Annotated in this window: 11 protein-coding genes; 7 read left to right on the forward strand and 4 right to left on the reverse strand. The window is 70.4% G+C overall.

The annotated features are described in order from the left end of the window. Positions 1 to 66 precede the first annotated feature (66 nt). The gene (locus ACFYYF_RS23780; protein WP_388778871.1) at positions 67 to 3204 is read left to right on the forward strand and encodes an efflux RND transporter permease subunit; all 3138 of its coding nucleotides are present in this window, start codon (positions 67 to 69) and stop codon (positions 3202 to 3204) included. A 282-nt stretch (positions 3205 to 3486) separates the two neighbouring features. Here ACFYYF_RS23780 and nadA read toward each other — a convergent pair whose 3' ends face one another. Beyond that, complete coding sequence (gene nadA, locus ACFYYF_RS23785; RefSeq protein ID WP_388778873.1) at positions 3487 to 4671, reverse strand: quinolinate synthase NadA; 1185 nt, start codon at positions 4669 to 4671, stop codon at positions 3487 to 3489. 336 nt (positions 4672 to 5007) lie between these two features. Here nadA and erpA point away from each other — a divergent pair, with 336 nt between their 5' ends. Further along, on the forward strand, positions 5008 to 5364 hold the full coding sequence (erpA, locus tag ACFYYF_RS23790; RefSeq protein WP_037623995.1) for an iron-sulfur cluster insertion protein ErpA: 357 nt from the start codon (positions 5008 to 5010) through the stop codon (positions 5362 to 5364). 133 nt (positions 5365 to 5497) lie between these two features. Here the strand turns inward: erpA and ACFYYF_RS23795 are convergent, their stop codons facing one another. Continuing rightward, positions 5498 to 7813 (reverse strand): hypothetical protein, encoded by a 2316-nt coding sequence (locus ACFYYF_RS23795; protein WP_388778875.1) that lies wholly within the window; start codon positions 7811 to 7813, stop codon positions 5498 to 5500. Positions 7814 to 8048: 235 nt separating this feature from the next. After that, positions 8049 to 8270 (reverse strand): hypothetical protein, encoded by a 222-nt coding sequence (locus tag ACFYYF_RS23800; RefSeq protein WP_361686019.1) that lies wholly within the window; start codon positions 8268 to 8270, stop codon positions 8049 to 8051. Positions 8271 to 8403: 133 nt separating this feature from the next. Between ACFYYF_RS23800 and ACFYYF_RS23805 the strand changes: the two genes are divergently transcribed. Beyond that, entirely contained in the window at positions 8404 to 9378 is a 975-nt protein-coding gene (locus ACFYYF_RS23805; RefSeq protein ID WP_365492328.1) for a carbohydrate kinase family protein, read from the forward strand. Between the two features lie 207 nt (positions 9379 to 9585). Here the strand turns inward: ACFYYF_RS23805 and ACFYYF_RS23810 are convergent, their stop codons facing one another. Further along, on the reverse strand, positions 9586 to 10968 hold the full coding sequence (locus ACFYYF_RS23810) for a cysteine desulfurase/sulfurtransferase TusA family protein (RefSeq protein WP_388778877.1): 1383 nt from the start codon (positions 10966 to 10968) through the stop codon (positions 9586 to 9588). A gap of 297 nt (positions 10969 to 11265) precedes the next feature. Between ACFYYF_RS23810 and coxB the strand changes: the two genes are divergently transcribed. The 4 genes from coxB (at position 11266) to ACFYYF_RS23830 (ending at position 15758) form a co-directional block, all read left to right on the forward strand. After that, positions 11266 to 12231 carry a cytochrome c oxidase subunit II gene (gene coxB / locus ACFYYF_RS23815; RefSeq protein WP_365492322.1) on the forward strand — a complete coding sequence of 322 codons (966 nt, stop codon included), beginning with the start codon at positions 11266 to 11268 and terminating at the stop codon, positions 12229 to 12231. Then, positions 12228 to 13961, forward strand: coding sequence for a cytochrome c oxidase subunit I (gene ctaD, locus ACFYYF_RS23820; RefSeq protein WP_361686027.1), 1734 nt, complete (start codon positions 12228 to 12230; stop codon positions 13959 to 13961). Before coxB ends, ctaD begins: the two co-directional genes overlap by 4 nt. After that, on the forward strand, positions 13958 to 14356 hold the full coding sequence (locus tag ACFYYF_RS23825) for a cytochrome c oxidase subunit 4 (protein ID WP_388778881.1): 399 nt from the start codon (positions 13958 to 13960) through the stop codon (positions 14354 to 14356). Before ctaD ends, ACFYYF_RS23825 begins: the two co-directional genes overlap by 4 nt. 130 nt (positions 14357 to 14486) lie before the next feature. Continuing rightward, a complete protein-coding gene (locus ACFYYF_RS23830) occupies positions 14487 to 15758 on the forward strand; it encodes an Ig-like domain-containing protein (protein WP_365492318.1) in 1272 nt (423 codons plus the stop codon). Positions 15759 to 15796: the final 38 nt, after the last annotated feature.

Raw genomic sequence — 15796 nt, forward strand, 5'->3', positions numbered from 1 at the left:
TGTGACGTGGGGAGTTCCCCCGTCCCCCGCGTTCCGCTCGAACCACGGAAGAGAGACCCACCACCCATGTCCTGGCTGTCCAGATTCAGCCTCGCGCAGCGGGCCCTCATCGGGCTGATGTCGATCATCGCGCTCGTCTTCGGGGCGATAGCGATCCCGCAGCTCAAGCAGCAGTTGCTGCCCACCATCGAACTGCCCGTGGTGTCGGTCCTCGCGCCGTACCAGGGTGCGTCTCCCGACGTGGTCGAGAAGCAGGTCGTCGAGCCCATCGAGGACAGCCTCGAAGGCGTCGACGGCATCACCGGTGTCACCTCCACCGCGAGCGAGGGCAACGCCGTGATCATGGCGTCCTTCGACTACGGCAACGACACCAAGCAGCTCGTCGCCGACGTCCAGCAGGCCGTCAACCGGGCCGGCGCCCGGCTGCCCGACGCGGTCGACCCGCAGGTCATCGCCGGCTCGACGGACGACATGCCGACCGTCGTCCTCGCCGTCACCTCCGGTCAGGACCAGCAGGCGCTGGCCGACCGCCTCGACCGCACCGTCGTCCCCGCCCTCGAGGGCATCGAGGGCGTCGGCCGGGTCCAGGTCGCCGGTGTGCGGGACCTCCAGGTCACCGTCACGCCCGACGACAGGAAGCTGGCGAAGGCCGGTCTCACCCCGGCCGCCCTCGGCCAGGCCCTCCAGGCGGGCGGGGCGACCGTCCCCGCCGGCTCCTTCGACGAGGACGGCAGCAACCGCACCGTGCGCGTCGGCGGCGGCTTCACCTCGCTGGCCCAGATCCAGGACCTGATGGTCACCGGGCAGCCCGGCAAGAAGCCGGTGCGCCTCGGCAGCGTCGCCACCGTGCGGCAGGAGCAGGCCGAGGCCGACTCCATCACGCGCACCGACGGCCGCCCGAGCCTGTCCGTGACCGTCACCATGGCCCACGACGGCAGCGCCGTCGCCATCTCCGAAGCGGTCGAGGACAAGCTGCCCGGCCTGCGCACCGACCTCGGCTCCGGCGCGACGATCACCGTCGTCAGCGACCAGGGCCCGGCGGTCTCCAAGGCCATCCACGGGCTGACCACCGAGGGCGCCCTCGGCCTGCTGTTCGCGGTCCTGGTCATCCTGCTCTTCCTGGCCTCGGTCCGCTCCACGCTGGTCACCGCGGTCTCCATCCCGCTGTCCGTGGTGCTGGCCCTGATCGTGCTGTGGACCCGCGACCTGTCGCTCAACATGCTGACGCTGGGCGCGCTCACCATCGCGATCGGCCGGGTCGTCGACGACTCGATCGTCGTCCTGGAGAACATCAAGCGGCACCTCGGCTACGGCGAGGAGCGCCAGGAGGCGATCCTCACCGCCGTCCGCGAGGTGGCCGGAGCGGTCACCTCCTCGACCCTCACCACGGTCGCCGTCTTCCTGCCGATCGGTCTGACCGGCGGCATGGTCGGCGAGCTGTTCGGCTCCTTCAGCCTCACGGTCACGGCGGCGCTCCTCGCGTCCCTGCTCGTCTCGCTGACGGTCGTCCCGGTGCTCTCGTACTGGTTCCTGCGCGCCCCCAAGGGCACCCCGGCGGACGCCGAGGAGGCCCGCCGAAAGGCCGAGGAGAAGGAGGAGCGGAGCCGCCTCCAGCGCGTCTACGTCCCCGTCCTGCGCTTCGCGACCCGTCGCCGGCTCACCAGCCTGCTGATCGCGGCCGTGATCCTCGTCGGCACGTTCGGCATGGCGCCCCTGCTGAAGACGAACTTCTTCGACCAGGGCGAGCAGGAAGTCCTCACCGTCAAGCAGCAGTTGAAGCCGGGCACCAGCCTGGCCACGACCGACGCGCAGGCCGCGAAGGTCGAGAAGCTCCTCGACGGAGTCAAGGGCGTCAAGGACTACCAGGTCACCATCGGCTCCTCCGGCTTCATGGCGGCCTTCGGCGGCGGCACGGACACCAACCAGGCGTCGTACCAGATCATGCTGGAGGACTCCGCGTCCTCGAAGGACGTCCAGGACCGCGTGGAGAAGGAGCTCGGCAAGCTCTCCGGGGCCGGCACCATCACGGTCGCGGCCGGCGACGGGTTCGGCAGCCAGGACCTCAAGGTCGTCGTGAAGGCGGCGGATGCGGCCGTGCTGCGCGAGGCGGCCGGCCAGGTCCGTGACGAGGTTGCGAAGCTCGACGACGTCACCGACGTCACGAGCGATCTGTCCCAGAGCGTGCCGCGCATCTCGGTCAAGGCCAACTCCAAGGCGGCGGCGGCCGGTTTCGACGACGCCACGCTCGGCGCGGCCGTCGGCCAGGCGGTACGCGGCACCACCAGCGGCAAGGCGGTCCTGGACGACACCGAGCGGGACGTCGTCATCAGGTCCGCGAAGCCCGTCACCACGATCGCGGAGCTGCGCGGGCTGCGGCTCGGCGCGGTGAAGCTCGGTGACATCGCGGACGTGAAGCTGGTCGACGGGCCGGTCTCGATGACCCGGATCGACGGCCAGCGGGCCGCCACGATCACCGCGAGGCCGACCGGCGACAACACCGGCGCGGTCAGCAACGACCTCACGGCGAAGCTCGCGAAGCTGAAGCTGCCCGCCGGCGCCACGGCGTCGATCGGCGGTGTCTCCTCGGATCAGAGCGACGCGTTCAAGAACCTGGGCCTCGCGATGCTCGCGGCGATCGCGATCGTCTTCATGCTGCTGGTGGCGACGTTCCGTTCGCTGGTCCAGCCGCTGATCCTGCTCGTGTCGATCCCGTTCGCGGCGACCGGCGCGATCGGCCTGCTCGTCGTGACGGGCACCCCGATGGGTGTCCCCGCGATGATCGGCATGCTGATGCTCATCGGCATCGTGGTGACGAACGCGATCGTGCTGATCGACCTCGTCAACCAGTACCGGGCGCAGGGCTACGGCGTGGTCGAGGCCGTGATCGAGGGCGGCCGGCACCGGCTCCGCCCGATCCTGATGACAGCGCTGGCGACGATCTTCGCGCTGCTGCCGATGGCCCTGGGCGTGACCGGCGAGGGCGGCTTCATCGCGCAGCCGCTCGCGGTGGTCGTGATCGGCGGTCTCATCACGTCGACGCTTCTGACGCTGCTGCTCGTCCCGACGCTGTACGCGATGCTCGAACTCCGCAAGGAGCGCCGGGCGAGGAAGCGGGCGGCGAAGCGGGAGGCGAAGTCCGGCGCGGGCACCGACAAGAGTGCCGTCGGCGACGAGGACAAGTCCCCGGAGCCGGCCGGAGTCTGACCGGGTTTCCGGGAAGCGGAGTCCGATCGGGTTCCAGAAGGCGGGCCCCCGCCCCGGCGTTCACGCGCCGGGGCGGGGGCCCGCCTCTTGCGGCCCGTCGTTCGCGGCCCGTCGTTCGCGGCCGGGCGCTCGCGCGGGGCGCCAGGTCGTGCGGGCCGGGTGTTCCGGAGTCGGCCGACCGACTTCCGAATTGGGCCGAACGCCGTCCAAACCGGTGGGGAGGCGTACGGCGAAGGGGCGCCCCCCGGTCACCAGGGGGCGCCCCTTCACCTTTACCCGCGACTACGGCAGCGCCAGCATCCGCTCCAGCGCCAGCTTCGCGAACGCCTCGGTCTCCTTGTCGACCTCGATGCGGTTGACGAGGTTGCCCTCGGCGAGGGACTCCAGGGTCCACACCAGGTGGGGCAGGTCGATGCGGTTCATCGTCGAGCAGAAGCAGACCGTCTTGTCGAGGAAGACGATCTCCTTGCCCTCGGGCGCGAACCGGTTCGCGAGACGCCGTACGAGGTTCAGCTCCGTGCCGATCGCCCACTTGGAGCCGGCCGGGGCGGCCTCCAGCGCCTTGATGATGTACTCGGTGGAGCCGACGTAGTCCGCCGCCGCGACGACCTCGTGCTTGCACTCGGGGTGCACGAGGACGTTGACGCCCGGGATGCGCTCGCGCACGTCGTTGACCGAGTCGACGCTGAAGCGGCCGTGCACCGAGCAGTGCCCGCGCCACAGGATCATCTTCGCGCCGCGCAGCTCCTCCGCGGTCAGGCCGCCGTTCGGCTTGTGCGGGTTGTAGAGCACGCAGTCGTCCAGGGACATGCCCATGTCGCGGACGGCGGTGTTGCGGCCGAGGTGCTGGTCGGGCAGGAACAGCACCTGCGAGCCCTGCTCGAAGGCCCACTCCAGGGCGCGCTGGGCGTTGGAGGAGGTGCAGATCGTGCCGCCGTGCTTGCCGGTGAAGGCCTTGATGTCCGCGGACGAGTTCATGTACGAGACGGGCACGACCCCCTCGGCGATGCCGGCCTCGGTCAGGACGTCCCAGCACTCGGCGACCTGCTCGGCGGTGGCCATGTCGGCCATCGAGCAGCCCGCGGCGAGGTCCGGGAGGACGACCTTCTGGGCGTCGCCCGTGAGGATGTCGGCCGACTCCGCCATGAAGTGCACACCGCAGAAGACGATGTACTCGGCCTCCGGGCGGGCCGCCGCGTCGCGGGCCAGCTTGAAGGAGTCACCCGTGACGTCAGCGAACTGGATGACCTCGTCGCGCTGGTAGTGGTGGCCGAGCACGAAGACCTTGTCGCCGAGCTTCTCCTTGGCCGCCCGCGCACGCTCGACCAGGTCCGGGTCGGACGGCGAGGGCAGGTCGCCGGGGCACTCGACGCCCCGCTCGCTCTTCGGGTCGGCCTGGCGGCCGAGCAGCAGCAGGGCGAGGGGCGTCGGCTGTACGTCGAGCTCCTGGGTCTGGGCGGTGGTCACGACACGCACCCTTTCTGTTCTGCGGGTCGCCGGGCTCCCGGGGGAGCGGTCCGGCGGTACGATGCCTTTTCGTCTATTTGACGCTATCTATCATAACCGCTTCACGTCACGTTGACGATGGCCATAGCGTCCATGTGACGTGAATCCCGGTCGCCTCTCCGGCGGGTGACACCCGGGTGTCCGTGGGGTTGTCCACAGGCCGGTGTTCGTGCGCGGGCGCATGTGCGAGCATGAAGAGAGAAGGCAGAAGACATGAGCTCGGCCCGGAATGAATCCGCGGCCCCGCCGGTTGCAACCTGCGGCAAGCAGTCTCCGTACAACCCGGGAGAGAAGCAGATGTCCGTATCGGACGAGACCACCACCGTGAACGACGGCATCATCCTGTCCGACGCCGCTGCGGCCAAGGTCAAGGCCCTGCTCGACCAGGAAGGCCGCGAGGACCTGGCGCTGCGCGTCGCCGTTCAGCCCGGCGGCTGCTCCGGCCTGCGGTACCAGCTCTTCTTCGACGAGCGCTCGCTCGACGGCGACGTCGTGAAGGACTTCGACGGTGTGAAGGTCGTCACCGACCGCATGAGCGCCCCGTACCTGGGTGGCGCCTCGATCGACTTCGTCGACACCATCGAGAAGCAGGGCTTCACGATCGACAACCCGAACGCGACGGGCTCCTGCGCCTGCGGCGACTCCTTCAGCTAGTCCGCCCCGGGGCCTGGTCCACGGCTCGTGGCGAAGGCGCGTACACGCGGAGTACGGACGAAGGCGGCGTCCCCCTGTGAGGGGGACGCCGCCTTCGCGTGTCCGGGGTCGGCCGACGCCTGCCGGCCGACCTCTACCGGGGCCCCGCCGACGTCGCCGAGGAGGCCTCGGGGAACTCGACGAGCCCCTGGTGGACCGCCTTGCCGTCGCTCCCGACGACCTCACGGCCGCCCAGCGGCTCGTCCAGGCGCACGGTCTTCTCGTAGATCTTCGCGATCATGATGCAGACCTTGTTCTTCCAGGGCTTCTCCGTCACCGTGACGGTGACCTTGCCGGAGCTCTCGCTCGCCGTCACCGTGTAGTCGGCGCACACCCCGCCGGTGAAGCCGACCGTCAGGTCCCTGCCCTCGGCCGTGTAGCCCTGCACCCCGACGTCACGCGTGGCCGCCGGGGAGGACGGCTCGCCGGACGGCGCCGGCACGGTCGGCTCCGCGCTCGGCTGCGCCGGCGGATCCGCCGGGGCCAGGAACGCCGGGTCGACCGCCGGGTGCGTCACGGTGTACGTGTCCTGCGCGCCGGGGGAGCGCACCTCGAACAGCCAGGACGGCACCAGCGCCTGCCGCCCGTTCGCGCGCTGCGCCGCCAGTCCGAAGGTGGCCTTCTCGACGGTCACCGTCTCGGTCCGGGGCCCGGGGGAGGGGTGCTCGCACGGCGCCTCGTCGCGGTCCTTCAGCGGTACGGGGCTGGCGCAGCCGCCGATGCCCATGCGGTGGTCGCCTCCGGTCGCCGACGCGTTCATCGCGTCCAGCGCCTTCCGCGCGCCGAGGACCGGGTAGGCGTCTCCCTCCACCGGCGTCTTCAACTGGCCGCTGCCGCCGACGACATGACCGTCCGTGCCGATCCGCAGGCCGGTCGTCCAGCCGTACGTGGGGAGTCCGCCCACGACCGGGTCGGCGTTCACGACCCTCACCCGGTCCATGAGCTGGCTCGCGTCCAGCTTGGCGTCGTCCTGGCCCACCGCCTTCAGCACGGGCGCCGCCGCCCGCTTCGCCGCCGCCTCGCCCACGGGGTCCGGTGCGGAGTCGGCCGAGGAGCCGGGGCCCGTTGCAGGGCACGTCGTGACCTTCACGCAGTTGTCGCCGCCCGGCAGGGCGGAGGCGTAGGTCCAGGTTCCCGGGGCGTCCGCGGTCACCCGCAGATTCGGCTCGGTGCCGTCCTTGGCGGTGCCGACCGTCCAGGCGTCCCCGGCGAGCCGGGGGGTGCCCGCCAGGCCCAGGGCCTTCGCGAGCCGTGCCACCTCGGCCCGGGTCACCCGGCCCTCGGCCCACTGCACGTGCGCCGAGCCGGGGCCCGCGGGGAGCGTGCCGCTCGCGCGGTAGGTGGTGCCGTAGGGGTTGGGCTCGCCGGGCGCGATGCCGGCCGTACCGCCCGTGGACCCGTCGCCGGTCGTGCTCGCGACGTAGCCGTCGAGGGCGAGGGGCGGCGGAGTGCCGTCGGCGCCGGGGGTGCCGGAACGGTTGCCGTCGGACGCCGTCGTGGCGACGAGGGCGCCGCCGCCCCCGACGAGCAGCACGGCCGCGACGACCGAGGCGACGAGCACCGGGCTGCGCCGCCGACGGCCCCCTCCGGCCCCGTCACCCTCGCCGGCCCCCGAGCCGGCCCCGAGGACGGCGACCTCGGGATGCGCTCCGGGGGAACCCTTGGCGACGGCAGGGGCAGCAGGGACAGCAGGGACATCGGGGGAGGTCTCGCCAGAGCCTGCGCCGACTGCGTCACCGGAACCGGCCAGGGTGCCACCCGCGCCGGAAGCGCCCACGTCGTCGGCATCCTCCAGGACCCGGTCGGCCGCACCCCCGCCGGGAGCCTCGGCCCGCTGCCCGGCGGTGCCCTCCGCCTCACCTCGCACGGACTCCGCGCCCGTGCCCACGCCCCGCTCTCCGGCGGAACCCTCGGCAGCGTCCGCGACGGCGCCCTCGGGCCCGTTCTCGCCGGGCGCCGCGCCTGCGCTCCCGTCCAAGTCTCCGGCGGAACCCTCGGCAGGGTCCGCGGAAGCGTCCTCGGGCCGGACCTCAGCGGCCGCCGCGACTACGTCCGCGGCGGCCTCCGCGCCTGCGTCCTCGCCCCGCTCTCCGGCGGGACCCTCGGCAGCGTCCGGGGCGGCGTCCTCGGGCCGGTCCTCGGCGGGCGTCGCGCCCGCGTCCCCGCTCCGCTCTCCGGCGGAACCCTCGGCCGAGTCCGCGGCGGTGGGCGCGGCCGTGTCGTCGGCAAGGTCCGCTGCGCGCTCCGCGGCGGTGTTCTCGACCCGGTCCCCGGCGGGGCTCTCGGGCCGCTCCCCGGCGGTAACCGGCGCGGTGTCCTCCGGGGCGGGTCCGGTCGCCTTCTCGGCGGGACCCTCGGCGTGGCTCCCGACGGGATCGGTCGCGTCGTTGTCGGGTCGCTCGGTGCTCACCGCATCGCTCCTTCGGCTCCACTGCTGTCCCACGACCCGGCCCTGTCGATGACGGGCACTCCAGGGTCGTATGGCTCATCCCTTTTACGGGGGACGGCGATGGGACGCAGCGGGGGAGCGCACGGTTCCCTGCGAGCGCACCCCGTCTTCGACCGGTCGGGCGCCGCGCGAACCCTCACCCGTCCGGCGCCGCCGGGCTCTCACCCGTACGGCGGCGCCGAACGGACGCCGAAGGTCAGTCGCCGTAGTCGGACATCGCGTCCAGCAGCCGCGCCGAGGCGGGCGGAACCGTCACCCCGTGGATGAGGGACGGGGAGACGTGGATCGGGGGAACGGGTGCGGGGGCCGACCAGTGACCGGCCATCCGGGCGCAGTCGCCGCGCAGCGACGCCAGATCGCCTTCCAGGTCGCTGACCGGGCCGAGCGGAGCGGTGTCGTGGACCTTGAGGTTCGTCATACCGGAACCGTATGCACCGTTGCCGTCACGAAGAAAGATCTACTATCGGGTAGTTTTGGCCCTTCAGGGGTCGCGTGCGGACCCGGTAGCGTTAACTGTCAATCCCCTCCCCTCGCAGGAGCGTGTCCTAGCCGTGCGTATCGCAGTCACCGGCTCCATCGCCACCGACCACCTCATGACCTTCCCCGGCCGTTTCGCCGACCAGCTGGTCGCGGACCAGCTGCACACGGTCTCCCTCTCCTTCCTGGTCGACAACCTCGATGTCCGCCGGGGCGGAGTCGGCGCGAACATCGCGTTCGGCATGGGTCAGCTCGGTACCCGCCCGATCCTCGTCGGAGCCGCCGGTTCCGACTTCGACGAGTACCGCGCCTGGCTGGACCGGCACGGCGTCGACACCGCCTCCGTGCGCATCTCCGAGGTGCTGCACACCGCGCGCTTCGTGTGCACCACGGACGCCGACCACAACCAGATCGGCTCGTTCTACACGGGCGCGATGAGCGAGGCCCGCCTCATCGAGCTCAAGGCCGTCGCGGACCGGGTCGGCGGTCTCGACCTCGTCCTGATCGGAGCGGACGACCCCGAGGGGATGCTCCGCCACACCGAGGAGTGCCGCACGCGCTCCATCCCGTTCGCCGCCGACTTCTCGCAGCAGATCGCGCGGATGAACGGCGACGAGATCCGGGTCCTGCTGGAGGGCGCGACGTACCTCTTCTCGAACGAGTACGAGAAGGGGCTCATCGAGTCGAAGACGGGCTGGAGCGACGCGGAGATCCTCTCCAAGGTCGGCCACCGGGTGACCACCCTCGGCTCGCGCGGTGTCCGCATCGAGCGCGTCGGCCACGACCCGATCGAGGTCGGCTGCCCCGAGGAGGAGCTGAAGGCGGACCCGACGGGTGTCGGTGACGCGTTCCGCGCCGGCTTCCTCTCCGGTCTCGCCTGGGGCGTCGGCCTGGAGCGCGCCGCGCAGGTCGGCTGCATGCTCGCCACCCTGGTGATCGAGACGGTCGGCACGCAGGAGTACCAGCTCAGCCGCGCCCACTTCATGGAGCGCTTCACCAAGGCGTACGGCGACGACGCCGCCGTCGAGGTCCGGGCGCACCTTTCCTAGGGCGCGCGCAGCAGACCCGGGTCCGGGCCCGCCCTCGTGCGACGGGGGCGGGCCCGGAGTCTTGTCCGGGGTCAGGCTTGACCGAAGCCTCGTCCGGGTCAGGCGAGCACGGAGTCCTGTCCGGTCAGGCGAGCCCGGAGCCTCGTCCGGAGGAGCGGCGGGCCGGGCCTGTTCCACGGAGACAGGGGGTCCGGCCGCGGTGCGGTTCTACGAGAGCCGGCGGACGACGTAGGCCGAGCCGCGGTCCGCAGGCTCCTCCCCGACGTACTCCTGGCCCCGCATCTCGCACCAGGCGGGGATGTCGAGGCGGGCCGCCTCGTCGTCGGACAGCACCCGGACCGTGCCGCCGACCGGCACGTCCCCGATGACCTTGGCCAGTTCGATGACGGGGATCGGGCAGCGCCTGCCCAGCGCGTCGACCACCAGCGCGTCGGCGGACGCGGGCACCTTCGTCACCGCCGTCGGCGCCCCCAGCTTCTCCCGGACGCCGGAGACCAGCCCGGGGAGCACCGACAGGAAGCGGTCGACGTCCTCCTCTCCGGTGCCGGGCGGCAGCGACACCCGGACATTGCCCTCGCTCAGGACGCCCATGGCCTTCAGGACATGGCTGGGGATCAGGGTGCTGCTGGTGCAGGACGAGCCCGAGGAGACCGAGAAGCCCGCGCGGTCCAGTTCGTGCAGCAGAGTCTCTCCATCGACATAGAGACAGGAGAAGGTGACGATCCCCGGGAGCCGTCGGACCGGGTCGCCGACCACCTCGACGTCCGGAACCAGCGCGGGCACCCGCGCCCGGATCCGCTCCGTCAGTTCCCGCAGGCGCCCCGCCTCCTCCGCGGCCTCCGCGCGGACGGCACGCAGCGAGGCCGCCGCCGCGACGATCGCCGGGATGTTCTCGAATCCCGCCGCCCGCCCCGACTCCCGCTCGTCCACGGGTCCTTGGGGCGCGAACCGTACGCCCTTGCGCACGACGAGCAGGCCGACGCCGGAGGGGCCGCCCCATTTGTGGGCACTCGCCGTCAGCAGGGACCAGTCGCCCTCCACCCGTCCCCAGCCCAGTGACTGCGCCGCGTCCACCAGGAGCGGCACGCCTGCCTCCCGGCACATCTGTGCCACCTCGGCCACCGGCTGCTCCGTGCCCACCTCGTGGTTGGCGGACTGCAGACAGGCCAGCGCGGTGCCGGGGCCCAGGGCCTCGGCGAAGGAGGAAGGGGTCACCCTTCCGGTGCGCTCGACCTGAACGCGGGTCACCGATCCGCCCGACGCCTCGTGCGCGTCCGCCGAATGGAGCACCGACGAGTGTTCGACGGCTGACACGATCAGGTGGTTTCCGACGCGCCGCCGGCCGGCCAGGGCGCCCTCGATCCCGGAGTGCACCGCGCGGGTGCCGGAGGTGGTGAAGGCCAGCTCGTCGGGGCGGCAGCCCACCGCCTCGGCCGCCGCCTCGCGCGCCGCGTCGAGGAGCAGCCGGGCCCTCCTTCCCTCACGGTAGAGACGGGCGGGGTCGGCCCACCCCTCGTCGAACGAGGCCTGCAGGGCCTGCCGGGCGACGGGATGCAGCGGGGCCGCGGACGCGGCATCGAAGTAGGACACGCCCCCACGCTAGCTCCGCGGGGGCCGGCGACCACCCGCCGAAGGCCCTTCCAAGGGGGCGTCAGAAGCCATCCGGACTGGGGCATTCCAGGTACTCTGACGTGGCCTCGCAGGCGAAACAGCACTCCTTCGGGGAGTCGGGCGGCGCGTTGGGCACCCTCCCCGCGCGACCCCAAATAGCGTCCAGTAGGGTTTGGTCCGCATAAACATCCAAACCCCTGCCCGACGCAGGGCGGCGACCGACCAGCGAGAAGGCCGCAGCCAACAGCGCGGGCGAGACTCTCGGGAAGGCGCTACGTGAGTCCCAACGGCTCCGACCGCTCGCCGCGGCGCCCGATGCGGCGGAAGCTGCTGCAGGCAATGACTGCGGGCCTGGTCCTGGCGACAGCCACTGGTTGCTCGTACAACTGGGAAGACTTCCCCCGCCTTGGTATGCCCACCCCGGTCACGGAGGAGGCTCCGCGGATCCTCTCCCTCTGGCAGGGCTCGTGGGCGGCCGCGCTCGCCACGGGCGTGCTGGTCTGGGGCCTGATCCTGTGGAGCGTCATCTTCCACCGGCGCAGCCGGACCAAGGTCGAAGTTCCTCAGCAGACCCGGTACAACATGCCCATCGAGGCGCTGTACACGGTGGTCCCGCTCATCATCGTCTCCGTGCTGTTCTACTTCACGGCACGCGACGAGACGAAGCTCCTCAGCCTCAAGCCGAAGCCCGACGTCACGGTCAACGTGGTCGGCTTCCAGTGGAGCTGGGGCTTCAACTACGTCGAGGACGTCCCCGGTTCTTCCGGGAACGCCAAGACCGACCCGAACCTGGCCGCCATTCCGGACCGGTTCAAGGCAGACTTCCCGGCGAACGCCGGTGGTGTCTACGACGTCGGCACGCCCGCCACGAAGAACCCGCAGACGGGCAACCCGGGTCCGACCCTCTGGCTCCCCAAGGGCAAGACGGTCCGATTCATCCTCACTTCGCGGGACGTCATCCACTCCTTCTGGGTGGTGCCGTTCCTCATGAAGCAGGACGTCATCCCGGGCCACACCAACTCCTTCCAGGTGACCCCCAACCGTGAGGGCACCTTCCTGGGCAAGTGCGCCGAGCTGTGCGGCGTCGACCACTCCCGGATGCTCTTCAACGTGAAGGTCGTCTCCCCCGAGCGCTACGAGGCCCACCTCAAGGAGCTCGCGGCGAAGGGACAGACCGGTTACGTCCCGGCCGGCATTGAGCAGACGGGCCACGAGAAGAACCGGGAGACGAACAACCTGTGAGCATCCTCAACGAACCCCAGGGTGCCGCCGCCGAAGACTCGTACGAGAACGAGCTGCCGGTGCGGCGCAAGCAGCCCGGCAGCGTCGTGGTCAAGTGGCTCACCACCACCGACCACAAGACGATCGGCACGCTCTATCTGGTGACGTCGTTCGCGTTCTTCCTGGTCGGCGGCGTCATGGCGCTGCTCATGCGTGCCGAACTGGCGCGTCCCGGACTGCAGATCATGTCGAACGAGCAGTTCAACCAGGCGTTCACGATGCACGGCACGATCATGCTGCTGATGTTCGCGACGCCGCTCTTCGCCGGTTTCACGAACTGGATCATGCCGCTGCAGATCGGCGCGCCCGACGTGGCGTTCCCGCGGCTGAACATGTTCGCGTACTGGCTGTACCTCTTCGGCTCGACGATCGCGGTCGGCGGCTTCCTCACCCCGCAGGGTGCGGCCGACTTCGGCTGGTTCGCCTACAGCCCGCTGTCGGACGCGGTCCGCTCGCCGGGCATCGGCGCCGACATGTGGATCATGGGTCTGGCCTTCTCCGGCTTCGGCACCATCCTCGGCGCGGTCAACTTCATCACCACGATCATCTGCATGCGCGCTCCCGGCATGACGATGTTCCGTATGCCGATCTTCGTGTGGAACGTCCTGCTCACCGCGGTTCTGGTGCTGCTGGCCTTCCCCGTCCTCGCGGCGGCGCTGTTCGCCCTGGAGGCGGACCGTAAATTCGGTGCGCACGTCTTCGACGCGACAAACGGCGGAGCCTTGCTCTGGCAACACCTCTTCTGGTTCTTCGGCCATCCAGAGGTGTACATCATCGCCCTGCCGTTCTTCGGCATCATCTCCGAAGTCATCCCGGTGTTCTCCCGCAAGCCGATGTTCGGCTACATGGGTCTGATCGGCGCGACCATCGCGATCGCGGGTCTCTCCGTGACCGTGTGGGCGCACCACATGTACGTCACCGGAGGCGTCCTCCTCCCGTTCTTCTCCTTCATGACGTTCCTCATCGCCGTACCGACCGGCGTGAAGTTCTTCAACTGGATCGGAACGATGTGGAAGGGCTCGCTGTCCTTCGAGACACCGATGCTCTGGGCCGTCGGCTTCCTCATCACCTTCACCTTCGGTGGTCTGACCGGCGTCATCCTGGCCTCGCCGCCGATGGACTTCCACGTGTCCGACTCCTACTTCGTGGTGGCGCACTTCCACTACGTCGTGTTCGGCACCGTGGTGTTCGCGATGTTCTCCGGCTTCCACTTCTGGTGGCCGAAGATGACCGGCAAGATGCTCGACGAGCGTCTGGGCAAGATCACCTTCTGGACGCTGTTCGTGGGCTTCCACGGCACGTTCCTGGTGCAGCACTGGCTGGGCGCCGAGGGCATGCCGCGTCGTTACGCGGACTACCTCGCGGCCGACGGCTTCACCGCGCTGAACACGGTCTCGACGATCAGCTCGTTCCTGCTCGGCCTGTCGATCCTGCCGTTCCTCTACAACGTGTGGAAGACGGCCAAGTACGGCAAGAAGGTCGAGGTCGACGACCCGTGGGGCTACGGCCGTTCGCTCGAGTGGGCGACCTCCTGCCCGCCGCCGCGGCACAACTTCCTCACCCTGCCGCGGATCCGCAGTGAATCCCCGGCGTTCGACCTGCACCACCCGGAGATCGCCGCTCTCGACCAGCTCGAGACCGCCGGTCACGGTTCGTCGGCCCTTCCTGGCGGAAAGGAGGCCGGCAAGTGAAGGTCCAAGGCAAGATGTTCATCTGGCTGGCGGTGTTCATCCTCATCATGGGGATCGTCTACGGCGTCTGGTCCAAGGAGCCGGCCGGCACCACGGCCCTCTTCATGGGCTTCGGCCTGAGCATGATGATCGGCTACTACCTGGCCTTCACGGCCCGGCGGGTCGACGCCATGGCGCAGGACGACAAGGAGGCCGACGTCGCGGACGAGGCCGGCGAGGTGGGCTTCTTCAGCCCGCACAGCTGGCAGCCGCTCGCGCTCGGCGTCGGTGGCGCGCTCGCCTTCATGGGCGTCGTCTTCGGCTGGTGGCTGCTGTACTTCTCGGCACCGCTGATCATGATCGGTCTGTGGGGCTGGGTCTTCGAGTACTACCACGGTGAGAACCGCACCCAGTAGCACGCGCTGAACACGCGAGAGCCCGGACACTCCGTCAGGAGAGTCCGGGCTCCCTCGTTTGCCGCGACTTGTGTCCCTCGCTCGGCTCACCCGGCGCGCCGTGCTTGACGGGCGTTCATAGCGTGGACTCATGAATCACTCACCGCGAATCCGCACGGTCGTCAGCTGCACCGCGCTGGTGGTCGCCCTCGGCGCCGGCGCCGCCGCCTGCGGCTCCGACGACCACCCGCTCTCGGCGAAGCCGTACGACGCGGCGGGACAGATCTCGTTCAAGGGCCTCTCCGAGGACAGCAAGAAGCAGACCAAGGTCGACCCCGACAAGCCCCTGGAAATCACCTCCGAGAGTGACGAGGGGCGCATCACCGACGTGACGGCCACGGACGCGTCGGGGCGCTACGTCGCGGGCGAACTGGCCGCCGACGGCAGCCGCTGGCACAGCACCTCACCCCTCGCCGCGGGCGCCCACTACACGGTGCGCGTGAGCACCGAGGACGAGGACGGCGCGCCCGGCCGCAAGGTCATCGGCTTCGACACCAGCACGCCGAAGACGAAGAAGCTGCTGAACGTCGAGTTCGGGCCCAAGACGGGCAGGTACGGCGTCGGCCAGCCGATAACCGCCGAACTCAGCGCCCCCGTCAAGGACAAGGCGTCCCGCACGATCGTCGAGCGCGCCCTCAGGGTCGACTCCGTCCCGGCGGTGGACGGCGCCTGGCACTGGGTGGACGACAAGACGCTGCACTACCGCCCGAAGGAGTACTGGCCCGCCCACGCCGACATCACGGCCCACAGCAACCTCGGCGGCATCAGGGTCGGCGAACGCCTGTGGGGCGGCGACGCCAAGACTGTGAAGATCACCACGGGCGACAGCCTGGTCGCCCTGACCGACGCGGCCACCCACTCCATGACCGTCTACCGCAACGGCCAGGACATCAAGGAGATCCCCGTCACCACGGGCAAGCCCGGCTTCGACACCCGCAACGGCGTCAAGGTCGTGCTCGGCAAGGAATCCCTCGTACGGATGCGCGGTACCAGCATCGGCATAGCCGAGGGCAGTTCCGACTCCTACGACCTGGAGGTGCGTTACGCCACCCGGGTCACCTGGAGCGGTGAGTACGTCCACGCCGCACCCTGGTCGACCGGCTCCCAGGGCTACGCCAACGTCAGCCACGGCTGCACCGGCATGAGCACGGAGAACGCCGAGTGGTTCTTCAACACGTTCAACGAGGGCGACATCGTCAAGGTCGTCAACTCCGACGGCAAGACGATGGACGCGTTCGGCAACGGCTTCGGCGACTGGAACCTCGACTGGAAGAACTGGCGTGAGGGCAGCGCGCTCGTGGCCGGGTCCCCGGACGCCCCCAGCCCCGCCCAGCGCGCCAGACTGCGCCCCGAGAGCGTCTGAGAACGCGCCCCGGGGCCTGTCCGCCGGTTCCCCTCGTA

The organism is Streptomyces sp. NPDC001914, assembly GCF_042891215.1.
Taxonomy (GTDB): Bacteria; Actinomycetota; Actinomycetes; order Streptomycetales; family Streptomycetaceae; genus Streptomyces.

What these genes read in the sequence shown, in the direction of transcription:
- ACFYYF_RS23800 (WP_361686019.1), bottom strand. Translation starts at nt 8,270, where the DNA reads ATGACGAACCTCAAGGTCCACGACACCGCTCCGCTCGGCCCGGTCAGC.
- erpA (WP_037623995.1), top strand. Translation starts at nt 5,008, where the DNA reads ATGTCCGTATCGGACGAGACCACCACCGTGAACGACGGCATCATCCTG.
- ACFYYF_RS23830 (WP_365492318.1), top strand. Translation starts at nt 14,487, where the DNA reads ATGAATCACTCACCGCGAATCCGCACGGTCGTCAGCTGCACCGCGCTG.
- ACFYYF_RS23780 (WP_388778871.1), top strand. Translation starts at nt 67, where the DNA reads ATGTCCTGGCTGTCCAGATTCAGCCTCGCGCAGCGGGCCCTCATCGGG.